The sequence below is a fragment of the Blastococcus goldschmidtiae genome, from assembly GCF_031845325.1.
Taxonomy (GTDB): Bacteria; Actinomycetota; Actinomycetes; order Mycobacteriales; family Geodermatophilaceae; genus Blastococcus; species Blastococcus goldschmidtiae.
Genome location: NZ_JAVREI010000002.1, coordinates 310,253 through 331,740 on the forward strand (window position 1 = coordinate 310,253; position 21,488 = coordinate 331,740).

A 21,488-nucleotide genomic window follows, 5' to 3' on the forward strand; every position below is an offset into this window, starting at 1 on the left:
CCAGGCGCGGCACGTACGGGCATCCCCGTCGTCCCATGGAGCCGGACGCCTTACGCCGAAGCCCGCCCTGGAGCGCAGCAGTCGGGATCACGCCTCCAGACGCCTTCGGCTGTCCATGGGGCAGCCATGCCGGACGTCATGGCCAGAAGTGGTGACCACACGCACCTGTGTCAGCACCTGGCGCCTCCTAGCGTCGGCGACGGCGGTAGGCGAGAGCCGCGGAAGCCGCCGGCCACCGCTCGCTCCAGAGTCGAGACAGACACCTCGAGGTGTTGGAGGACAGCACCATGAAGAATCGAACCGACCGGGGCCGGGCCCCCGTCCTGGGGCGCCGCGTGAGGGTCACCGACCCGATCGCCGCCGCCCGGCGTCATGACTACGCCGACGCCTTCGAACTGCGCCTCGAAGGGCCGGATCGCTGCTCGCCCGAGGAATGGGTGCGCGCGGGAGTGGACGCCACACCGACCTGGATCAAGCGGATCGCCGGTAGCGCCGACGGCCTCGGCTCGGTCCGCATCGTCGAGTCCACTGCCGCGGTGGTCGTGCTGGAGGACTCCGACCGGCTGATGGACACGGTCATGATTGGCCGCAATGCCGAACCGGGGCGCAGGGTGCTCACGACCGTCCTGCGCTACAGGCGGCCGGTGCTCACGCGGGGGGTCTGGGCGATCGTCGGGATCCTCCACCGGAGGACGGCGCGGCGAGTCGTGGCGGGCGGGCTCCGGCACGCGACCGGCCCGTCGGCGGCTGCCGTGAGCAGTCTCGACCCGACGGCCGCGGCGGAACCCGCCGGTCACGCGGGGCCGTCGCCAGGCGGCGTGCCTCCTGTGCGCAGCGCGGGCCTGTGGACCGTGGTGCTGGGCGTCGCGCACGTCGCGTCCGCGCATGCCTTCTATCCCGAGTCCGTCCGCAGTGTCATGGACGGGGGAGTGATCGCCTCGGTCGACGCGGACCCCGTGCTCACCGAACGCAGGGGCGTGGGGTTCTGGTACGTGACAACAGGACTCGTCGTGATCGGGTTGGGCGCGATCGTGCGGGGTCACGAGAAGGTGCACGGACGCCCGCCTCCCGCGACGGCGACCGTCCTCGTCGCGACCGGGCTGTGGGGCGCCCTCCTCATGCCGGTCTCGCCCTTCTGGCTGTTCCTGCCGATCGCGTGGCTGGCGCGCCGGTCCGCGAGCTCCCGCGGGCGATGACGATGGCCGCCCACTAGGCGAGGAGCCTGAGTTCGAGCGCGCGAAGGACGGCTCGGATGCGATCCCGCACCCCCAGCTTGAGCAGGACGCTGGACATGTGGTTCTTCACCGTCCCCTCGGCCAGGTGCAGCCCGTGGGCGATCTCCCGGTTGGACCACCCGGCGGCTGCGAGCCGCAACACGTCGAGCTCACGGGCAGTGAGCGGCTCCGGCCGCTGGATGCCCTCGATGATCTCCGGCCGCTCGACCATCGCCTGCAGGAGTCGCTCGGTGAGCGCCGGCTGCAGGACCGTGCCACCCGAGGCGAGCGACCGCACGGCGCTCACCAGTTGCTCGAGCGTGACGTCCTTGAGCAGATAGCCACGGGCGCCGCCGCGAAGGGCCTGCAGCACGAGTTCCTCGTCGTCGAACGTGGTCAGGACCAGCACGGGGATGTGGACGTCGCGCTCGCGCATCGCCTCCAGCGTGGCGATGCCGTCGCGGCCGGGCATGCGCAGGTCGAGGAGCAGGACCTGCACGTCGCACTCGTCGAGCAGGCGCAAGGCCTCATCGCCGTCGGCGCCCTCGCCGACCACCTCGACCTCCGGAGTGAGAGCGAGGAGGCCGCGGATGCCTTGTCGCACCAGCGTCTGGTCGTCGACGAGGAGGACGCGGACCGGCGTGTCGGTCATGTCGACCGTCCTGCGGGGATCCTCGACGGCAGACGTCCGGTTGCGGTGAAGCCGTGGCCGGGGCTGGAGTCGACGTGCAGGCTGCCACCGAGTGCCTGGAACCGTTCCCGCATCCCGGTCAAGCCGTTCCCGGGAACGATCACCGCGGTGCCCCAGCCGTCGTCCCGTGTCTCGACGCAGATGCCCGAGGCGTCGGCGACCACGGCCACGTGCAGGTGGTTCGCCCCCGAGTGCCGCAAGGTGTTCGTGATGGCCTCCTGCACGCAGCGCAGCACCACCTGGGCCTGGTCTCCCTCGACCGGGCCCGCCTCCACGTGCAGGGACACCTGCAGTCCCGGCACGTCACGTGCCAGGGAGTGGAGCACGGGCTCGAGGACGTGCCCGCTCTCCCGCATCCGACCGACGGTCACGCGGACGTCACCGAGCAGATCCTTGGCGATCGCCCGGGCCCGGGTCACGTGCTCGCCCTCCTCCTCGCCGAACAGATGAGAGGCGATCTCCAGCTCCAGGACGAGTGCGGTGAGCTTGTGACCGACCACGTCGTGGAGGTCGCGCGAGATGCGCAGCCGTTCGGCGTCCCGGCTCGTCACCTCCAACAGCGTGTAGGCGGCCCGCAGTTCGGCGTGGGCGACGGCGAGGTCCGTGCGGGCCTCTGCCTCCCGGCGTGCCGCCCGCACCAGCAGCGCGGCGAAGAACTGGAAGCTGCCGTCCGCCAACACGGAGAGCACCACCAAGGAGAGCGGCCAGCCCTTCGTCGCCACACCCATCCCGAAGGCCAGCCCCACCGCAGCGGTCTGGAGGGCGATGACGGCGACGACGGCGCGCGGCGGCCAGACGAACGCCGCGCCCGCCGCCGTGACGACCAGCACGATCGCGGTCCAACCGGGGTCCGGGAACAGCATGAAGACGGCGATGCCGAGTACGACCGCCGCGACGACCAACGCGTCGTCGGTCACCCCGGGCGGCCGCGGTAGCCAATCGCCGATGACGAGGAAGACCAGCACGTAGAGCAGGTAGGCCGTCCACCACCACGCCAGGTGGGCGGGCGAGGACCCCGACTCGTGGTCGAACTGCGCCATGAGCACGACCACGCCCACGGCGACGAGCGAGACCAGCGCGGCGACGACGATGGTCCGCACCGCGGCCCGGGACATCATGGCTGCCACCTCCTAGCCGGAGCGTAGGGACGGCGAGGCCCTCGTGCGGGTGCCGGAAGTCATGGCCGGGGACAGATGACCGTCGGCGTCGTCCAGCGGACAGCCTGCCGGAAGTCATGGGCGGAACCGGTTACCGCCGGCACCTGTGCGGTGCGGGTGGCCTCCCTACCGTCATCCAGGCACGACACACCGCGGACCAGCAGACCGACGTGGGCACCGTGCCACTGCGCTCGCCTCCTCGGCTGCGGCTGACGTCGGGGCTCGGTCACCCACCCGCCGTGCCCGCATCCATCCCACTCGCCATGTGGAGCAACGATGAACAACCAGCACCGCACGAACCCACGGCCGCGGGTCGTGGTGATCGGGTCCGGATTCGGGGGCCTGTTCGCCACCAAGGCTCTGCGCCGGGCCGACGTCGAGGTGACGCTGATCGACGCGACCGGTCACCACCTGTTCCAGCCGCTCCTCTACCAGGTCGCGACCGGGATCCTGTCCGAGGGGGAGATCGCCGCACCCACCCGGGAGATCCTGCGTCGCCAACTGAATGCCCGCGTCGTCCTGGGCGAGGTGACCGACATCGACCTCACCGCCCGCACGGTCACCTCGACCGTCCTCGGTCGCACGACGGTGCACGGCTACGACGAGCTGATCGTGGCCGCCGGGGCCGGCCAGTCCTACTTCGGCAACGACCGGTTCGCCGAGTTCGCGCCCGGGCTGAAGAGCATCGACGACGCGCTCGAACTGCGTGGCCGGATCTTCGGGGCCTTCGAGTTGGCCGAGCTGGCCGAGGCGCAGGTGGAGGTCGACCGGCTGCTCACCTTCGTCGTCGTGGGCGCCGGTCCCACGGGTGTGGAGATGGCCGGTCAGGTCGCCGAGCTGGCGCGGCGGACCCTGCGCGAGGACTTCCGCCACATCGACCCGGCCAGTGCCCGGGTCGTGCTGCTGGATGCCTCCCCGGGCGTGCTGCCGGCCTTCGGGGAGAAGCTCGGTGGCCTCGCCCGCCGTCGGCTGAGCCGCATCGGCGTCGAGGTGCACCTCGGCGCCACGGTCACCGATGTCGACGCCCACGGCATCGAGATGAAGGACAGCGATGGCCACGGCCACCGGTTCGACGCCGCGACCACGATCTGGGCTGCCGGCGTGCAAGCCAGCCCCCTCGCCCGGATCCTGGCTGACCAGTCCGGCGCGCAGATCGACCATGCCCGGCGGATCGTCGTGCAGCCCGACCTCACGCTGCCCGGCCATCCCGAAGTGCACGTCGTGGGGGACATGGCGGCGTTGGACGGACTACCCGGGGTGGCTCAGGTGGCCATCCAGGGCGGCAGGTACGCCGCGGACGCGATCCAGCGCCGGCACGCCGGAAAGGGCTCGCGAGGGCCGTTCCGGTACCTCGACAAGGGCTCGATGGCCACGGTCTCCCGCTTCTCCGCCGTCGTGCAGATCGGCAGGGTCGAGTTCGGGGGCTTCCTTGCCTGGGTGATGTGGCTGGCCGTTCACCTCTTCTACATGGTCGGCTTCAGCAGCCGCATCACCACCGTGCTGCACTGGATGATCAGCTTCCTCGGCCGCGGCCGCGCCCAGCGGGTGGCCACCCAGCAGCAGGTCTACGGCCGCCTGGCGCTGGAGCGCCTGTTCGAAGAGTTCGAGGCGGCGGGAAGCGGGCCTGGCGGCCGCGCGGTGTCATCGGGACCGGCGCAGCCGTCACCGGTCGTGGAGCCGCGTCGTCCGGGGGTGGCTGAAGTCAGCCGTCCTCCTGCGCGCACCTCCACCGAAGGGCCATGACGGGCGTCGATGGTTCCGGTCGCACGGTGTGCCGGGAGTGCCTCCAGGCGGCACAGGCGCCAACCCGATTGCGCCCGGGACCGCCTCGACGCGGGCAGGGGACGGGCGGCACCTGACCGCACTGATGAACTCCGGCCATGCTCCCGACGCATCGCCGACCGCGACCGGTAGCCCGTCAGGCCTCGAGCGGACGTGCCGACACGAGAAACAGCAGAACCCCACCGGCCTGATGACCGTGGGGGTTCAACTCGGTGTCCGAGGGGCGACACGCTCCATACGCACACGGATACACCCGTCGTCGCGGGAGCCGTAGGAAGCGGGTCAGCGCTCGGCGAAGGAGGCTCGGAGGGGCTGGCGCGCGCGACACGACCTCACCAGCGCACCCAGGCCGCGAAACCTCGGCCACGAGGCGGGACAGGTCGACGGCTGCTCCGGCTCAGCGGCCAGGCGGGTGCTCGGCGCGCCAGTCGTCGAAGGCGGCGAGGAACGACTCGGCCATCTCCTTCTCGGTGACCAGCTGCTCGCGGTCGCGCTGGTCGACCATCCGTTCGTTCAGCGCCATCGTGTTGAACCGGATCGCGCGGAGGTACGGGATGAACGACGACGGCTGGAACGCCCGCTTCGAGGCCTGCGGCTCGACATCAGGCGCCCAACCCGGAGCGGCGGGCAGCGGCGCCAGGCCGAGCGCTTCGAGTGCAGCCAGCACGGGTTCGTCGTCCGTCCGGTCGGTGAAGTCGTGTGAGAGCTCGTGGAAGACCTGTCGTCCGTCCGGGGCGACCACCACGACGACCGGGCGGAAGATCGACGAGTCGTCGTCCCAGGCGCCGAGCGGCTTGGCCAGCCGCTCACCGTCCGGATCGCTGACCCAGCGGAACGGCAGGTGCCAGGCCTCTCGAGGGCTTGGAAGCTGACTGCAGCGTCTTGTTTCCAAGGGGCGACAAACTGTAAGCCCGGATGCCTGGCGATCCTGCGCCATGACCGACTCGCCTGGGCCACCCGCCTCGGGACGAGGACGGCCCCAGGGAGGGGGCAGATCCGCGCGGGCCCCCGGGTGCCGGCGCGGGAGCTCATGACACTCGCTCGGCGGCTCGTGCTGGTTTCCCGCGCGGGGGGCTGCGGGTAGCGGCGAAAGATGAGCGTTGAACAGAACACATCGACCCAGGAGAAGGCAGCGGCCCTGCTGAACAGCGGCGACATCGACGGATTCGTGGACACGTTGTTCGCCGTGGACGCGATCGACCACGATCCGGCCCCTGGTCAGGGACCGGGCCGCGAGGGCTACCGCAGCTTCTTCCACACCCTCGCGACGGCGTTCCCGGACGCACACCTCGAACCGCTCGTGAACGTGGTCGATGAGGACAAGATCGCATTCGCGTACACGCTGACCGGCACGCATCAGGGGGAATTCCAGGGCGTTCCCGCCACCGGCAAGCGGATCGAGGTGCGGGGCCTGCAGATCGGCCGTTTCGAGAACGGCCAGATCGTCGAGCGGTGGGGGAGCACCGACGAACTGGGCATCATGCAGCAGATCGGCGCGGCCCCCGGCGGCCACGAGAGCGTGATCGACAAGGTGAAGAACGCGATCAGCAGCTGAGCGCCCTCGGGGCAGTCGGTCGTCCCCGAGCAGCGACGCGGCGGCTGCCCCGGCACGTGCCGGACGGCTCATCGGAGAGCGGAGGCACGTCCCACTGCGGGGCCGGGTGCCCGTCGACCACGGCTCGAGGTCATCGTGGGCGGAGGCAGTCGCTCGGCTGGCGTCGCGCTGTCGTGGGGGGTACGGGCGCGTTCGGCCACGCCAGCACCGTCAAGACTGAGGCGGTGCCGCCGACGCGGGCGGCGGCGCTCGTGCTGGACGGGGGCTCGGGCTCGAGCTCGAAGTCGCCGATGACGCTGACGGCGGCCTAGTGCCGCCCTCTGGCGCGGTCGGGTGTCGCGGCTCGGTGGTCTGGTAGTCGGGCGAGATGCGGCCCGGCGGAACCTCGGTCAGCAGTCCCCCGAGGGGTCCAAGTGGCAACGATGACCGTGCCGCCGTGCGTCACCTGAGCACTCGGTGCTCGAAGTCTTCGCCGTCCTGCCAGATCACGTCGAGATCCAGGTACATCGACGCGGCGCATGACAGGTCGTCCTGGGACGGTTCGCCGGGCAGCAGTACGGCTACTCGGTCGACGAGCGTCCGGTCGGCGGCGAGGTTCACGAGGTAGCGGTACCGGTGCAGCTGCCCGATCGCCGGGAACAGTTCGTCGACGGTGGCCTTCGCCTCGACGATCAGGCGGCGGCGGTCGTCGTAGATGTCCGCGACGAGATCCGTGCCCCCGTCCCTCCCGATCCGGTACTCGAGCCTCGGCCTGTAGCCGAGCGTCGCGATGTAGGAGGCGACGAGGTGGGCCTCGAGCTTCCTCTCGTCGACGAGAGCCTGCGCGACCGTGGTGTCCGGGTCCGCGAGCCGTGTAGCTGCGAGTGCCAGCTCGCCGCGGGCGCGCCAGCACTTCATGGCGTACAGCTCGAGCTCGCGCCCCTTGAGCCTTTCGTGCATCGCCTGGTAAACGTCGGCGTGCCGGTACCTGCCGCGGAGCGCTCGGAAGGTCCGATGGATCGTCAGGCGTCAGCCGGACGGCGTGTCAGCCGTAGGCGTCGGCACGGTGCGAGATGCGGACGACGCGGACCAGTACCTCGTCGTCGTGGATGGAGTAGACGACCCGGTACTGACCCCGGCGCGCGGACCAGTAGCCGGTGAGCTCGAATCGCAGTGGCTTGCCGACCCGATGCGGGTCGGCGGCGAGCGCTCCGTACAGGAAGTCGACCACGGCCACGGCGACGGCCTCCGGGAGGTCCCGCTCGATCGCTCGCTTGGCTGCCGGCGACAGGACCACCCGGTAGGTCGTGGGCTGGCTCACCCGCGACGGGCTGCGAGAGCCGCGCGCACGTCGGCCTCTCCGTGGACGTGCCCGTGACGCATCTCGGATTCCGCCTGCCGGATGTCTGCGACAGCACCCGGGGTGGACAAGATCTCGAGGGTCTCCACCAGCGACTCGTAGTCGTCCACGGCGAGGATGACGGCGACCGGGCTGCCGTTCCGGGTGACCGTGACCCGCTCGTGCGTCCCGGCGACCTCATCGATGACCTGGCTGAACCGGGCCTTCACCGTCGCAAGCGAGTGCGTCGTCATGACCAGGATTATGGTCAAGCGACCTCGTCGGGTCAAGAGACCATCCGTGGCAGTGCCGATGCCAGGAACGGGAGAACCCCCACCGACTCAGAAGCCGTGGGGGTTCAACTCGGTGTCCGAGGGGGGACTTGAACTCCTGTCCGCAGTTGAGCATCTAGATGCGTCCTGGCGCCTTGGCCTGCGCTTTTGCCTTCACCGGCGACGCCGAGACGGCCCAAATTCGCATTCAGATACTGCTGAATGCGCGGGCGGCAGTATCACGCGGAGTATCACGAGGCGATCCTTCGCGGACCCGACTCCTGACCGGTCGGCCAGCTCGGTCCCGGGTATGCCATCCCACGCAGACGACGCGTTGTCGGCTGGGCGGCGAGTTGTCGGTACTGCCGCTGGGCGTCCTGGTTGCGATCAGCTCGGTCGTTATGGGACGCATGGCTACCGGCTACCGGCTACCGGCTACCGGCTACCGGCTCCCGGCAACCGGCTACCGGCAGAGGTGTCGTTTAGGCCTCCGAGAGCGTCGTCGACGGCCACGCCGAGGACGGCCAACAGGGGTAGGCGTGGGATGAGTACTCGTCGACCCAACCGGACCACCGGCAGCTCGCCGTTCTCGATGGCTCGGGTCACCGTGCGGACGTCGACACCGAATACCGAGGCCGCCTGTGCGACGGTCACAACGGCGGAGCCGCTGGCTCTGAGGTCCTCAAGGTTCACCGCGATCCCTCCCAACCAGCGATGACGTCGGGCTGGACCGGACGCGCCGCAGGGCCGGCCTCCGCCCTTGCCGGAGGCCTTGGACGGATGGTCGTCCTACAGCCGGCCCGGAGCAGGCCCACCGCCTCCTCCGGCGTCAGCAGCAGGGGATCGGCGCCCAGCACGTCGTGGAGCAGTTGCGCATCGCCCATGTCGTTACCTCCGGAACTGTCCCGCTCCCGCTGACACGGGTCCGGACCGTGCTGGAGCGATTGCTGCCTGCTGCCTGCCGTCCAATGGTCTCGAACGAGGCTCCAGAAGTTCTCTCGTTCCAGTGAACGGGAGCACCGCCCGTCTGCCGTCATCAGCCAGGCCGGCGCCTCGGATGCGTCTTCGGCTACTGGAAGATTCCTGGGGAAGTACCGGAGGTCAGCCTCGTGTACGGGCCAGCGGCTACTCGCCGGGTGCGCGTCATAGTGGGACGCCCTTACGGACAGCGCACGGAGCTCGGCCGCGCGGTCCCGCCCGCATGACTTCGACTCGCTTCGCTCCGCTCCGAGCGCGTTCTCCGGTATTGCTCCTGTAGTTCTCCGGTCAACGAAAGTGGTCTCGCGCCACGACGAGGCCCGTCGGACGGAGTCGAGGTTGCGGCTAGGGTTCGACGTCACACGAGCGGGTGTCCGCCGAACGGGTGACGTAGGGGAGCTGCCATGGCGCGGCCACTGCTTCGAGGTGACCGCTTGCAGGCTGCCCGTGAGGCCGTGGGGCTTACGAGGGAACAACTGGCCACGAAGCTGGAGCTCTCCAGCCCGGCGCGCATCCGGGTCTGGGAGACCGGACTCGAACGCCCGCGGCCCCGCTTCGTACCGCGGTTGGCATCCGCGCTGGGCGTCGACCCGTTGTACCTGCTCGACGTCGATGCAGGAGACCCACCCTTGGCGGCCCTCCGTTTGGCGGCCGGATTCGCCACGAACCAGGTGACTGCTCCCGGCCTGTCAGTCATGACGTATGTGCGCCTGGAGGACGGTCGCCCCGGTGTAGATGACTCCGCCAAGGTGATCGCCGCCGTCGCCGAAGTCCTCGGTGTGGACATCGCCCGCGTCGAGGCGGCCGTCCGCCGTTCCCGCAGCGACCACGCGGCCTTGGCGTCTTTCGGCGGCTGAACAGGAGGATTACGGGAGGAAAGGCTTGCCCCCACGGGCGATCTCGGTGGTAATTTCCCCCACCACTGCCCAGGAGGTGCCCATGGCCTGCACGACAAAGTCGAGTGCGACAGCGGCCGGCATGCCTTCGACGCCCGGAGCCCGCCTGCTTTCGGGTCACGCTCGTGCTGGAACGCGTCCTGCGGCCCCGGCGAGGGCAGCCGCGTTGACCACGCGGCGGTGGACGGCCGGCGTACTCCTGGCACTGCTGCCCCTCGCGGGCTGCGCGGCAAGCGACGCCAGTCCGGACTCCTCACCCAGCGCGACGACGTTCTCGTCTTCGCGGACTCCGTCGCCCTCTCCGCTGACGAGCGACGCGCCGACTCCCGAGGACGAGGCGGCAGAGACCGCAACCACGGTCGTAAACGAGATGCTGCGCGTGACTGACGCCGCCAAGAAGGACCCAGACGCCAGGGACTGGGAGCCGGAGATCCGGCGGTTCTCGGGCGACCCCGCCGCTCTGCTCGCCATCACGGCAGTGCGGGACTACGCAACGATCGGCCTCCGCCAGGAAGGCGACACCGCCGTCGAACTGGAGGTCACCGACGTCGAGCTGGCCGCTCCCGATGGGCCGACCGTGAGAATCACGGGTTGCTACGACAGCCAGAGCACGCGGGTCGTGAAGGTGGAGACCGGCGAGGTCGTGCCACCCGGCACCCCGCGCCGCTACGTCTGGGACATCACTGTGACCCGCTACGAGGCCGAACCTGGATCCCCTTGGCTGGTCAGCCAGCTGGACCCGCTGACGGACCGACCATGCTGAGGACGTTCGGCGTGGTCCTGCTGGCGGCCGCGATGCTCGCGGCCCCTGGCGGGTTGGGCAGTGCTATGGCAGCACCCGTCGCGTGCGCCAAGCAGGATGCGCAGACCGGCATCTGCCTGGTCGAGGCGACTTCTCCCGGTCAGCCTGCGGACGCAGACCTCGTAGTCGACGGTGCCAGCTCCGGTGGAGTACCGGAGACCGGCGGAGACGCCTCACCGCAGAACCCGTGCACGTACACCGTGGCCGAGCCCCAGCCAGCGCCGACCAGCATGTTCTGGGGTGGAAGGTCTCCGGATGACGGAGCGATGTACGTGCAGGTCTGTCCACGGGTGGACGGGTCTGGCCTCACCACGATGCTCGTCTTCGTGGCGAACGGCACCGCGCCGCCTGCACCTCCCGTGGATCCGCGGGTTCTGGCAGAGCAAGCGATCGCATCGCTGGTGATGCGCGCGCCGGAGATCCGGATGGCGCCGCCACCGGGCTCGACCAGCGGGCTGGTCGGCCTGCCGGTGTGGATGTGGACCGAGCGCGGGGAGGCGTTCCTCGGGCCGACTCGGCAGTCGGTGTCAGCCGGTGGCGTCACGGTCGCTGCCGTGGGCCGCGTGGGCCGCATCGTCTGGGACATGGGAGATGGCACCACGGTGGTGTGCGGCGCCGGGACGCCGTACTCGCCGGGCGCCGAGGGTCCATCACCGGACTGTGGCCACGTCTATGCGGAGGCGTCGAGCAGGCACGTGCCTGGCGGTGGGCCGTGGCCGGTAACAGCGACGAGCACGTGGACGGTCACCTGGTCCGGTGGTGGACTGTCGGGCAGCGAGACGCTGGAGCTGTCCTCGTCGTCGGAGCTGTTTGTCGGCGAGCTGCACGTCCTGAACCAGGACGGGAGCAGCCGATGACTCGCACCCAGCCGCCGAGGACCAGCGCGGCGCCCCCCTCCGCTGTGGGCAACGGGCTGTCCCGGGCGCCGGTGCTACCGCCGCCGCGTCGGCGACGCCGTCCGGCGCTGCTGGCGCTGGCGCTAACCATGGTGGTCCTCGGAGCGCTGGGGGCGACCTACCTGGCGACGTCGCTGGGCCAGACGTCCTCGGTGATCGCGCTCGCCCGGGAGGTGCCCTGGGGGCAGGCCATCACCGCTGCCGACCTGGTGGAGGCGAGGATCTCGGCCGATCCGGCGTTGCGGCCGATTCCGTACGGCGACCGCGACCAGGTGATTGGCATGGTGGCGGCGACCACCCTGACGCCGGGGTCCCTGCTCACCATCGACGCGCTGACCGATCAGCGCCTCCCGGCCCCCGGTCAGCAACTGGTCGGGGTCGGGGTGTCGACGGTGCAGCTGCCGGCGACCGCGCTGCGGCCCGGCGATGACGTCCTCCTGGTGCCCGTGGCCGCAGGCAGTGCTCCAGTCGCGACCGAGGTAGGGGCTCCGGGCGTGGTGGACGCGACCGTGGTCCAGGCGGGTCCGCCGGGGCCTGACGGGTTGCGGGTGGTCGACGTGCTCGTTGACGTGGCCGATGGGCCGGACGTCGCTGCTCGCGCCGCTGCAGGCATGGTCGCCATCGTCGTGGTGGCCGACGAGTAGGCGGGGACGACTGCCGTGTTGATCGCGCTGTGTTCGGCTAAGGGTGCGCCCGGGGTGACCACTAGCGGCCTGGCGCTGGCGCTGTCCTGGCCGCGGCCGGTGGTACTGGCCGAGCTGGACCCGGCCGGCGGGGACGTGTTGGCGGGATACGGCCGAGGGGAGTTGTCCGCCGGCGGGCTGGCCGATCTGGAGCTCGCGGCGCGGCGTGGCGGTCTGGCCCCACACCTCGACAGCCAGCTGCTGCGGCTCGACCCCGAGGGGCGGGCGCGACTCCTGCCCGGCTTGGCCGACCCCGCCGGCGCCCGACATGTGGACTGGGCTCGCCTGGCCGCCACGTTGGCGTCGGTGGAGGACGGCACGGTCGACGCAATCGCCGACTGCGGTCGGTTGCGCGCCGAGCACTTTCCGGCCGCCGTCGTTCGGCGGGCTGCCGCCGTGGTCCTGGTCACCGGCTCGGGGCTGCGGACCGTGCGTGCGGCGACGCAGGCGATTGCCGAGCTCCGCGGAGGAGACGGCCACGTCGGCATGGTGGCGACGCTGGTAGTCGGGCCGGGTGAGCCGTACGGCGAGCGGGAGATCGGCGAGGCGCTCGGCGTTCAGGTCATCGGTTCGCTGCCGCGCGATGCCAAGGCGGCGTCGGTGCTCAGTGATGGTGCGCCGGCCGGTCGGCTGTTCGCCCAGTCAGCGCTGCTACGGGCTGCGCGGACGGTCGCAAACCGCTTGGTCGAGTTCGCCGCGGCGCACGAAACCCGGTTGGCGCCACCGCCGGCGCCCGTGCCTGCGTCGGCGACCACGATCGGGGGCAGCCGTGTCCGCTGACCTCACCACCGACATCCTCCGCGCCGTGGCCGTGCCTCGAGGACTCGACGCATCACCGGTCTCGGTGGACTGGACGCTTGTCCGCCGGCTGCACGAGTCGACGGCGACGGCGCTGGCCGAGGAGCTCAAGCGCCGCCCAACGCTCAGCACGGCGGCGCAGCAGGAGCTGGCCCGCACCCTTGTTCAGGACGGCGTCGACGAGCTGGTGCGCGAACGGATGCGCGCCGGGCAAGCGGTGCCCACCCCGGAGGACGAACAGGCGATCGCCGAGGCGGTGTTCGCAGCCCAGTTCGGGCTGGGTCGGCTGCAGCCCTACTTGGACGACCCGCTGGTGGAGAACATCGAAGCGCACGGGCACGACAACGTGTGGGTCGGCTATTCCGACGGCCGCGATGTCCGGGTCGACCCGATCGCGGACTCAGACGAGGACCTGGTGCGTCAGCTGCAGCACATCGCCGCTCGGCTGGGCCGCTCGGAGCGGACGCTGACCACGGCAAGTCCGCTGCTGACCATGCGGCTGCCGGACGGTTCTCGGTTGGCGGCGGTGATCGAGACCGTGCCGCGTCCGCAGTTGGTGATCCGGCGGCACCGGATCCGCGACGTCGACCTCGACGACCTGATGGAGCTGCGGGCGATCGACCGGCCGCTGGCGGAGTTCCTACGGGCAGCAGTGCGGGCCCGGAGGAACATCGTGGTCACCGGCGCGCAGGGTGCGGGCAAGACGCTGCTGCTGCGAGCGTTGGCCAACGAGCTGCCGGTGAGCGAGAACCTGGCCACGATCGAGAAGCACTTCGAGCTGCTGCTGCACGAGCTGCCCGATCGGCATCCGCGGGTGGTGCCGTTCGAGGCCCGGGAGGGCTCCGGGGAGCGCGGCCCGGACGGCCGCCGCCTCGGCGAGGTGACGCTGACCGAGCTGGTGGAGCAGGCGTTGGTGATGAACGTCAGCCGGGTGTGGCTGGGGGAGGTCCGTGGCGAGGAGGCTTGGCCGCTGATCGAGGTGATGGAGGCCGGGGAGGGCGGTTCGTGCTGCACCCTGCACGCCCGCTCGGCACACCACGCGTTCGAGCGGCTGGCCAATCTGTGCATGCGTGGCCGCGCTGCGGTCACCCCGGAGCATGCGTACCGGTCGTGTGCGTCGGCGATCGACCTGGTCGTGCACATCACCACTGTGGACGAGCGGTGGATCGGCGGTGAGCGGCAGCGGTTCGTCAGCCAGGTCGTCGAGTGCAACGGCATCGGCGAGGGCGGACGCCCGGCGGTCACCGAGGTTTTCGCTCCGGGACCCGACGGTCGGGCAGTGCCCGAGCACGATCCGGTGGACCTGGCCGACTACGTCCGGGTGGGCTTCGATCCCGGCTGGCTGCGAGTCGGCCAGGGACCGTGGGCCGGCACGGTCGGAGGACGACGGTGAGCGGCGCGGGACTACTGGCCGGCGTGTGTGGAGCGCTCGTGGTCGCTGGCCTGCTGCTGGCCGCCCACGCGCTCACCGCCCCGGAGCCGCCGGCTCAGCCGCGGCGCCGCAGACCGCGTCCGGCGTCGTCGGTCGACCGCCCGGCGACGCGGCGACAGCGGGCACTCTGGGCGGCCGCCGCCGTGGCGGCGGCCGCCGTGTGGCTGACCTCCGGCTGGCCGGTCGGCGGGGTGCTGGTCGGGCTGGCGGTTATCGGGCTGCCGTGGCTGCTCGCGCAGTTCTCCGCCGGCAACGCCGCGGTGGAGCGGCTGGAGGCGCTGCAGGAGTGGGTGCGCCGCACCTCCGACGTCCTGGCCGCGGGCGGTGGGCTGGAGCAGACGCTGATCCGCTCGGCCCGTACCGCGCCCGCGCCGATTCAGGTGGAGGTGATCACGCTGGCGGCGCGCCTGCGGGCGCGCTGGCCGACAGCCCGGGCGCTGCTGTCCTTCGCCGACGATCTCGACGACGCCGCTGGGGACCTGGTCGTCGGCGCCCTGCTGCTGGGCGCGGAGCTGCGTGGGCCGGGGCTGGCGCGAGTGCTGACCGAGCTTGCGGGAAGCCTCAGCGAAGAGGTCACCATGCGCCGCAAGGTCGAGGCCGACCGCGCCAAGCCCCGCGCCAACGCCCGCTGGCTGCTGCTGATCACGGTCGCCGCGGCCGGGCTGGCGGCGCTGAACGGCGACTACCTGGCGCCCTACGGCACCGGGTTGGGACAGCTGGTGCTGGCGGTCATCTGTGCGCTGATCGTGAGCTGTCTGCTGTGGATGCGCCGGCTCACCGTGGCCGTGCCGTCGACCCGCTTCCTCGTCGATCGCGACGGCGGCCGGCGGACCGAGCTCGCCCCGGAGGAGGTGCCGGTCCGGTGAGCGGCGCTCAGGCGTTGCTGATCGGCTCCGGCGCGGTCGTCGGGCTTGGCGTGTTCCTGCTGTTGCGCGCCGCCGTGGTGGTCGAGCAGCCGCGGCTTGCCGACGCGCTGGTTCGCCTGGACGGGCGCGCGGTACGCGCACCGGTCGGGCCGGTTCCGGGGGCGGGTGACCGGTGGGCACGGGGGGCCGGCCGCGCCGGTACCTGGGCCGCCGCCCGGTTGCCGGGGGCAGGGCGGGGGGTGCCGGAACAGGCGCTGGCGTTGATCGGCTGGACGCCGGAGGGCTACGCCGCGCGCAAGGTCGGCCTGGCAGTCTTCGGCGCGGCCTTCGTGCCGCTGCTCACCGCCGTGCTCGGAACGGTCGGCGTCCGCCTGCCCGTAGTGATCCCGGTGGCCGGATCGCTGGCGCTGGCCGTCGTCCTCTTCTTCGTCGTCGACCTCGTCGTGCGTGACCAGGCCGCCGAGGCCCGCTCCCAGATGCGCCTGGCGCTGTGCTCCTATCTGGACCTGGTCAGCCTGCGCCGCGACGCCAGCGAGGGCCCAACCATCGCCCTGGAACGAGCCGCCGCGCTCGGCGACGGGTGGGTGTTTCGGCGGATCAACGACGCACTGGTTGCCGCCCGGCTGGCCGGGGAGCCGCCGTGGGACGGGCTGCGCCGGTTGGCCGCCGACACCGGGGTCGGCGAGCTGGCCGATGTCGCCGACATCGCCGCGGTCGCCGCCGTCGAGGGTGCCTCGATCGCCCCGACGCTGCGGGCCCGCGCCCAGTCGATGCGGGTGCAGCTGCTGGCCGAGGAGGAGGCGGCGGCCAACACCGCCAGCGAGAAGCTCACCGCCCCGGTTGCGCTGCTGTCGATCGCCTTCCTGTTGCTGTTCCTCTATCCCGCCCTGGCCCGACTGATGGCCACCTGACTGCCATGCCCCTCAGAAGGAGAGTCCGATGATGCCGCTGCTCACCACCTTGACCGCCCTCGGCGCGGCGCTGCGCGAGCGGCTCCACGAGCTGCGCGACGAGCCGGAACGCGGCTCGCTGTCGGTGGAGCAGGTGATCATCACGGTGGCGCTGATCGGCATCGCCGTCGCACTGGTCGCGGTGATCGCCAATGCGGTCACCTCCCGCTCAAACTCGATCCAGTAGCCACCCCCGTGGTCCGCTCCGCCAGCCAACGCGGCGCCCCACCGCTGTTCCGGCTCGGCCATGCCTCTGGCCGCCGGGCCAGCGGCGTGGTGCGCCGGCGGCTGTCCGGGGAGCGCGGCGCGGCGTCGGTGGAGCTGGCGGTCACGTTCCCGGTCGTGCTGTTGCTGGTCATGACGCTGGTCCAGGCGGCCCTGTGGTTCCACGCCCGCTCGATCGCCCTCGGCGCTGCGCAGGAAGGCGCCCGGGAGGGGCGGGTGCAGCCCGCCTCGACCGCCCGCGCCGGGACGGCGGCCGAGGACTTCCTCAACCAGGCCGCCTCCGACTTGCTGACCGGCAGGACTGTCACCGTGGCCGGCTCACCGACCAGCATCGAGGTGACCGTGACCGGCACCTCCCTCAGCCTCTTCCCCGGCCTGTCCGGCTGGTCGGTCACCCAGAGCGCCGTCGGCCCTGTGGAACGGCTCACCCCATGAACGGCCGGGTAGGGGAGCGGGGGTCGGTGTCGGTCGAGTTGGCGCTGTTGGCGCCGGCGCTGCTTCTGCTGCTGTCTTTCGCCGTCGTCGCCGGGCGAACCCAGGTCGCCGAGGGCGCCGTCGCCGAGGCTGCTCGCGCGGCCGCCCGGGAAGCCTCCCTCGCCCGCGATCCCGCCACCGCCACGATGCTGGCCAGCGCGCAGGCGCAGCGGACCCTGGCCGCTCAGGACCTGCGGTGTGAGCGCACCACGGTCGATGTCGACACCGCCGGCTTCCAGGCGCCGCCCGGCCAGTCGGGCGACGTCACCGTGTCGATCACGTGCGTCGTCGACATGGCCGACCTGCTGGCACCCGGTCTGCCCGGTTCAGTGACCGTGGACGCGACCTTCACCAGCCCCGTCGATGCCTACCGCGAACGATGACCCCACGACAGCGCCTTCGAGGTCAGGATGCCGAGCGCGGGGCGCTTGGCGTCTTCCTCGCCGTCCTTGTCCCCGGCCTGCTGTTGATCATCGGCCTGGCCGTCGACGGCGGCGCCAAGGTGGCCGCCACACAGCGCGCCAACGCCATCGCCGACGAAGCCGCCCGCGCCGGCGGCCAAGCCCTCGACGTCTCCGCCGCTCTCGCTGGAGATGTCCGGGTCGATCCGGCCGCCGCGGTCGCCGCGGCGCAGGACTACCTGGCGCGCAACGGCGTGAATGGCGCGGTGACGGTTGTGGACGGCGACACCTTGACGGTGACCACGACGATCACCGAGCCCACCGCCTTCCTCGGCCTCATCGGCATTCAGACCATGACCGTGGAGGGCTCCGGGACCGCCGACCTCATCACCGACCAGGACGCGGGAGCGGGTCCATGATCACTACGCCGCGTGCGCTCGACGTGTCGCGCCGACTGCTCGCATTGTTCCTCCTGATTGCTGCGGTCGCTGGTGTCCCGATCGGGCTCTGGCAGCTCGGCGCCGCCTACCTGCCCGATGAGCTGCCCTCCTGGGCGCAGGTCACGGGCGCGTTGAGCGGGCCGGACAACGGTGCTCTCTTCCTCGGCCTGCTCGTGGTGATCGGCTGGGCCGCGTGGGCGGTGTTCGCCCTGTCGGTGGCCGTCGAGCTCGCCGCCCAGTTGCGCGGTCTCCCACCGCTGCGGCTGCCCGGCTTGGCGGCACCGCAGCAGCTGGCCGGCCTGCTCGTTGCCGCCGTCGTCGGCGTCGGGGGCGCGCCCCTGCTCGCCGCTCCGGCGCTCGCCGGGCCACCGGTGGTCGCGGAGCAGCCGACCGACGAGCCGCCAGCGATACCTTCCTCCGCACCGGATGCGGAGCCGGCCGAGTCGGCCGGGGACGGCCCCACCTACACGGTGCAGCCGCGAGACACCCTCGGCCGTATCGCCGCCCGCTCCCTTGGGGACTGGACGCGGTTCGAGGAGATCCTCGAGCTCAACCGCGGCCGGCCCCAGCCCGACGGCGCCGTCCTGACCGATCCGGCGCTGATCCGCCCCGGCTGGGTCCTGGTCCTCCCATCCGACGCCACGCCTCCCGAGCAGGGAGCGACCGCCGCCGAGGTGACCGTGCGGTCCGGCGACACCCTCGCCGACATCGCCGCGCAGCACGGGCTGGGCAGTTGGCAGCCGATCTTCGACCTCAACGCCGGTGAACCGCTTTCCGGCGGCGGCCGATTCACCGACCCCGACCTGATCCGCCCCGGGCAAGTCCTTGACCTCCCGCCCGCCGGCCCGGAAGGCTCCGACCCGACGCCTCCGCCGGCCGCTCCTGAAGCACCGGCCGAAGACCCGCCGCCGTCGACGCCTCCGCCGGAGGGGAGCGAGTCACCCGTGCCGGCGACGCCATCGCCGATACCGCAGGCCTCGCCGCCACGGGAGAGTCCCTCCGACGAACCAGCGCAACCGGCAGCCGACGCCCCCGATGCCGAGGCCGACCAGGTCCCGTCGGAGCTGGCGGTCGTCCTCGCCGGCAGCGGCGCACTGCTCGCCGCCGGTGTGGGCGCGATGTGGCTTGCCCACCGCCGCCAGCGTCTACGTCGTCGGCGGTCCGGTCGACGGCTGGCCCCGGTGCCGTCGACGCTGTCGGCCACGCATACGGCCGTGACCTCGGCGGCCGACGCGGGCACGGCCGACTACGCCGCACTCGACCTGGCCTTGCGCGGCCTCGCCGTCCGGATCTCCGATGATCCTGACGCGCGGCTGCCGGACGTCGTCGCCGCCCGACTTGGCCGGGGCCGGCTCGAGCTTCGGCTGCACGCCCCTGCCGACCGTCCTCCGCCCGACCCGTGGACCGCCGACGACACCCGCCTGTGGTGGTCTGTGCAGTTCGACCAGGACACCAGCGCCGCTCCCGAGGTCGCCCGGGCACGGCTGGCCCCCTACCCGACCCTGGTCACCATCGGCACCGACGGCACAGACCGCTGGCTGCTGGACCTGGAACGCCTCGGCACGCTCCACGTCAGCGGGCCGGCCGAGCGATGTGAGGACTTCGTCCGGCATTTGGCCGCGGAACTGGCCGTCAACAGCTGGTCGGACTTGCTCACCGTCACCACCGTCGGCTTCGGCGAGGAGCTGGTCGACCTGGCGCCGCACCGCATCCACCCCGTGGATACTGCCGCCGATCCCGTGCTGCACACCGCCCTGCGCGAAGCCATCGACCGGGACACCGACGACGTGCTGGACGGGCGACTGCGCGCCGGAGCCGGCGACGGCTGGATGCCTCAGATCGTCCTCACTACTCATCAGCCGCAGGACGGCGGTGAGCTGGCCGAGACCGCCGCCGTCCTGCGAGCCCGGGAGCGGCGTGCAGCGGTCGCCTTGGTACTTGGTGTTGAGTCCACCCAGGTCGGCGACGAGTGGCTGCTCACGCTGACCGACGACGGGTCGCTGCTCGTCTCGGCACTCGGACTGTCCCTTCCGGCCCCACAGCTGACCGTCCAACAGGCTTGTGACATCGCCACCCTGCTGGCCTTCGAGCGCGACGCGATGGACGACGCCATCCCCGCATCCGACGGGGACCGGCCGTGGCAGGTCCACACCGACGCCGCCGGCGCACTGCTCGATGACGCGACGGCGGAGGAGCCCAGCGACGCTCCGGAACGCTCGCCCCAGCCACGGCCGGCTCGCCGGTCTTCTGCTGGTGGCGCGGCACTGGGGCCGGTGCCGCGTGAGGACCGTGCCAAGGCTGCGGATGGCAAGGGTCAGAAGACGCAAGGTGAGTGGCACCCGACCCGGCTGCGTCAGCGGATCGAGGAGGACCTCGAGCAACTCGACCGTGACCTGGCGGATTGGTGGTCGCTGGACTGCACCCGGCCGCGGCTGACTCTGCTCGGACCGGTCAACCTCCGCGCGCACGGCGACGAGCACGCCGTCGCCAGGTCTGGGCGGCGGCGCCGCTATGAAGAGGTGGTCGCCTACCTGGCCACCCGCCCGCACGGTTCCACCGCCGACGAGGCCGCCACCGCCTTGCAACCGGCTCGCGGCGGCAAGACCGACCCGGTCAGCGTTCGCGCCTACGTGCATCGGATGACCGCCGGTGCCCGCGCCTGGCTCGGCGACGACCCGGTGACCGGGGAGAAGCATCTGAGCTCGGGCTACCGCGGCCGGTACACGTTGACCGGCGTGCTCGTCGACGCCGACCTGTTCCGCCAGCTGCGCGCTCGCGCCGAGGTTCGCGGCGACGACGGCTTGCCCGATCTGCTGGCCGCACTCGAGCTGGTGTCCGGCGCGCCGTTCGCCCAGCGGCCCGCGGGCTACGAGTGGCTGGACGGCCTGGACCTCACGCTCACCGCGGGCGTCTGCGACGTCGCCCATCAAGTCGTCACCGCTGCCCTCGCCGACGACGACCTGACTTCGGCCCGCACCGCCTCGGCCGCCGCTCTGCTCGTCGCGCCGGACGACGAGAAGGTGCTGCTCGACGCGATGTGGGTCGCCTACCGCGAGGGCAGCCGCGCCGAAGCCGAGACCTACGTCGCGCGGATCGTGACCATCCACGACGGCGAGGACGAGATGGACCTGCCCATGAGTACCGCGGAGACCATCAACCGCGCCCGCAGGCAGTTCCTCGACCGGGCCTCGTGAGAAAGGGCCGCAGCCTGCACCCACTACGAGGGAGGTGTCCCACCAGCCATGCCGTATCCGCCTCGACCGCACCTGCGCCCGCTGCCCGCGTTCGCCGGAACCGCCCGCAGCGGTACCGTGCCTAGCCAGCGGCTGCAGGCACAACTGGAGGCCTTCGTCCTCGCCGAGTACACCGCCGGACGCTCGCTGAGGCAGATCGCCGAGCTGGTGGACCGGTCCCAGACGGCGGTTCGTCGCATGCTGGACAAGCACGGGGTGCCGCGCCGACCACCCGGCGCCGCGGCGCTCGCGGAATCGCAGCGGTGGGGGACCGGACAGTAGGAACTGCTTGTACTCACCGTTCTACCGCTGGCCAGAGTGCCGATCATCAAGGCCAGCTCCAGCCGGCCGGGCCTGCCGCAGGCCAGCGGCCCGAGCCGCCTCGAGCAGGTCGTGCGCAGTCCGCGACGCTATGCACGGGAAGG

Annotated in this window: 24 protein-coding genes; 17 read left to right on the plus strand and 7 right to left on the minus strand. The window is 71.6% G+C overall.

The window, feature by feature from the left end:
- The first annotated feature begins 287 nt into the window (after positions 1 to 287).
- On the plus strand, positions 288 to 1,196 hold the full coding sequence (locus RM425_RS06215) for a DUF6463 family protein (protein ID WP_311344316.1): 909 nt from the start codon (positions 288 to 290) through the stop codon (positions 1,194 to 1,196).
- A gap of 13 nt (positions 1,197 to 1,209) precedes the next feature.
- Here RM425_RS06215 and RM425_RS06220 read toward each other — a convergent pair whose 3' ends face one another.
- Together RM425_RS06220 and RM425_RS06225 are read right to left on the minus strand one after the other, a co-directional pair.
- Positions 1,210 to 1,866: a response regulator transcription factor gene (locus RM425_RS06220; protein ID WP_311344317.1), complete on the minus strand. Its 657-nt coding sequence runs from the start codon at positions 1,864 to 1,866 to the stop codon at positions 1,210 to 1,212.
- Complete coding sequence (locus RM425_RS06225; protein ID WP_311344318.1) at positions 1,863 to 3,023, minus strand: sensor histidine kinase; 1,161 nt, start codon at positions 3,021 to 3,023, stop codon at positions 1,863 to 1,865. The genes RM425_RS06220 and RM425_RS06225 overlap by 4 nt, the downstream gene beginning before the upstream one ends.
- 315 nt (positions 3,024 to 3,338) lie before the next feature.
- Between RM425_RS06225 and RM425_RS06230 the strand changes: the two genes are divergently transcribed.
- Positions 3,339 to 4,805: an NAD(P)/FAD-dependent oxidoreductase gene (locus RM425_RS06230; protein WP_311344319.1), complete on the plus strand. Its 1,467-nt coding sequence runs from the start codon at positions 3,339 to 3,341 to the stop codon at positions 4,803 to 4,805.
- Positions 4,806 to 5,241: 436 nt separating this feature from the next.
- Here the strand turns inward: RM425_RS06230 and RM425_RS06235 are convergent, their stop codons facing one another.
- On the minus strand, positions 5,242 to 5,736 hold the full coding sequence (locus RM425_RS06235; protein ID WP_311344320.1) for a hypothetical protein: 495 nt from the start codon (positions 5,734 to 5,736) through the stop codon (positions 5,242 to 5,244).
- Positions 5,737 to 5,937: 201 nt separating this feature from the next.
- Here RM425_RS06235 and RM425_RS06240 point away from each other — a divergent pair, with 201 nt between their 5' ends.
- Positions 5,938 to 6,399 carry an ester cyclase gene (locus tag RM425_RS06240; protein ID WP_311344321.1) on the plus strand — a complete coding sequence of 154 codons (462 nt, stop codon included), beginning with the start codon at positions 5,938 to 5,940 and terminating at the stop codon, positions 6,397 to 6,399.
- 441 nt (positions 6,400 to 6,840) lie between these two features.
- On the opposite strand, the gene RM425_RS06245 is transcribed toward RM425_RS06240, so the two are convergent.
- From RM425_RS06245 to RM425_RS21615, 4 genes are all read right to left on the minus strand, one after another.
- Positions 6,841 to 7,338: a hypothetical protein gene (locus tag RM425_RS06245; RefSeq protein ID WP_311344322.1), complete on the minus strand. Its 498-nt coding sequence runs from the start codon at positions 7,336 to 7,338 to the stop codon at positions 6,841 to 6,843.
- 85 nt (positions 7,339 to 7,423) lie between these two features.
- Entirely contained in the window at positions 7,424 to 7,699 is a 276-nt protein-coding gene (locus RM425_RS06250; protein WP_311344323.1) for a type II toxin-antitoxin system RelE family toxin, read from the minus strand.
- Positions 7,696 to 7,989 carry a type II toxin-antitoxin system Phd/YefM family antitoxin gene (locus RM425_RS06255; protein ID WP_311344324.1) on the minus strand — a complete coding sequence of 98 codons (294 nt, stop codon included), beginning with the start codon at positions 7,987 to 7,989 and terminating at the stop codon, positions 7,696 to 7,698. Before RM425_RS06255 ends, RM425_RS06250 begins: the two co-directional genes overlap by 4 nt.
- A gap of 435 nt (positions 7,990 to 8,424) precedes the next feature.
- Entirely contained in the window at positions 8,425 to 8,682 is a 258-nt protein-coding gene (locus RM425_RS21615; RefSeq protein WP_396137028.1) for a helix-turn-helix domain-containing protein, read from the minus strand.
- Between the two features lie 689 nt (positions 8,683 to 9,371).
- On the opposite strand from RM425_RS21615, the gene RM425_RS06260 reads away from it, so the two are divergent.
- The 14 genes from RM425_RS06260 (at position 9,372) to RM425_RS06325 (ending at position 21,345) form a co-directional block, all read left to right on the plus strand.
- The gene (locus RM425_RS06260; protein ID WP_091929628.1) at positions 9,372 to 9,824 is read left to right on the plus strand and encodes a helix-turn-helix domain-containing protein; all 453 of its coding nucleotides are present in this window, start codon (positions 9,372 to 9,374) and stop codon (positions 9,822 to 9,824) included.
- Between the two features lie 205 nt (positions 9,825 to 10,029).
- Positions 10,030 to 10,626: a hypothetical protein gene (locus RM425_RS06265; RefSeq protein ID WP_311344325.1), complete on the plus strand. Its 597-nt coding sequence runs from the start codon at positions 10,030 to 10,032 to the stop codon at positions 10,624 to 10,626.
- Positions 10,620 to 11,522: an ATP/GTP-binding protein gene (locus tag RM425_RS06270; RefSeq protein WP_311344326.1), complete on the plus strand. Its 903-nt coding sequence runs from the start codon at positions 10,620 to 10,622 to the stop codon at positions 11,520 to 11,522. The genes RM425_RS06265 and RM425_RS06270 overlap by 7 nt, the downstream gene beginning before the upstream one ends.
- Positions 11,519 to 12,205: an SAF domain-containing protein gene (locus RM425_RS06275; protein ID WP_311344327.1), complete on the plus strand. Its 687-nt coding sequence runs from the start codon at positions 11,519 to 11,521 to the stop codon at positions 12,203 to 12,205. Before RM425_RS06270 ends, RM425_RS06275 begins: the two co-directional genes overlap by 4 nt.
- A gap of 15 nt (positions 12,206 to 12,220) precedes the next feature.
- Positions 12,221 to 13,024 (plus strand): hypothetical protein, encoded by an 804-nt coding sequence (locus RM425_RS06280; protein ID WP_311344328.1) that lies wholly within the window; start codon positions 12,221 to 12,223, stop codon positions 13,022 to 13,024.
- The gene (locus RM425_RS06285) at positions 13,014 to 14,435 is read left to right on the plus strand and encodes a CpaF family protein (RefSeq protein WP_311344329.1); all 1,422 of its coding nucleotides are present in this window, start codon (positions 13,014 to 13,016) and stop codon (positions 14,433 to 14,435) included. The genes RM425_RS06280 and RM425_RS06285 overlap by 11 nt, the downstream gene beginning before the upstream one ends.
- A gap of 38 nt (positions 14,436 to 14,473) precedes the next feature.
- Positions 14,474 to 15,340: a type II secretion system F family protein gene (locus RM425_RS06290; protein ID WP_311344330.1), complete on the plus strand. Its 867-nt coding sequence runs from the start codon at positions 14,474 to 14,476 to the stop codon at positions 15,338 to 15,340.
- Positions 15,337 to 16,251 carry a type II secretion system F family protein gene (locus RM425_RS06295; protein WP_311344331.1) on the plus strand — a complete coding sequence of 305 codons (915 nt, stop codon included), beginning with the start codon at positions 15,337 to 15,339 and terminating at the stop codon, positions 16,249 to 16,251. The genes RM425_RS06290 and RM425_RS06295 overlap by 4 nt, the downstream gene beginning before the upstream one ends.
- Positions 16,252 to 16,279: 28 nt before the next feature.
- On the plus strand, positions 16,280 to 16,477 hold the full coding sequence (locus RM425_RS06300; protein WP_091929634.1) for a hypothetical protein: 198 nt from the start codon (positions 16,280 to 16,282) through the stop codon (positions 16,475 to 16,477).
- An 8-nt stretch (positions 16,478 to 16,485) separates the two neighbouring features.
- The gene (locus RM425_RS06305; protein ID WP_311344332.1) at positions 16,486 to 16,950 is read left to right on the plus strand and encodes a TadE/TadG family type IV pilus assembly protein; all 465 of its coding nucleotides are present in this window, start codon (positions 16,486 to 16,488) and stop codon (positions 16,948 to 16,950) included.
- On the plus strand, positions 16,947 to 17,372 hold the full coding sequence (locus RM425_RS06310; RefSeq protein WP_091929635.1) for a TadE/TadG family type IV pilus assembly protein: 426 nt from the start codon (positions 16,947 to 16,949) through the stop codon (positions 17,370 to 17,372). The genes RM425_RS06305 and RM425_RS06310 overlap by 4 nt, the downstream gene beginning before the upstream one ends.
- A complete protein-coding gene (locus RM425_RS06315) occupies positions 17,369 to 17,809 on the plus strand; it encodes a TadE/TadG family type IV pilus assembly protein (RefSeq protein ID WP_311344333.1) in 441 nt (146 codons plus the stop codon). Before RM425_RS06310 ends, RM425_RS06315 begins: the two co-directional genes overlap by 4 nt.
- Entirely contained in the window at positions 17,806 to 21,024 is a 3,219-nt protein-coding gene (locus RM425_RS06320; protein ID WP_311344334.1) for a LysM domain-containing protein, read from the plus strand. The genes RM425_RS06315 and RM425_RS06320 overlap by 4 nt, the downstream gene beginning before the upstream one ends.
- A gap of 48 nt (positions 21,025 to 21,072) precedes the next feature.
- Positions 21,073 to 21,345 carry a helix-turn-helix domain-containing protein gene (locus tag RM425_RS06325; RefSeq protein ID WP_311344335.1) on the plus strand — a complete coding sequence of 91 codons (273 nt, stop codon included), beginning with the start codon at positions 21,073 to 21,075 and terminating at the stop codon, positions 21,343 to 21,345.
- The last annotated feature ends 143 nt before the right edge of the window (positions 21,346 to 21,488 follow it).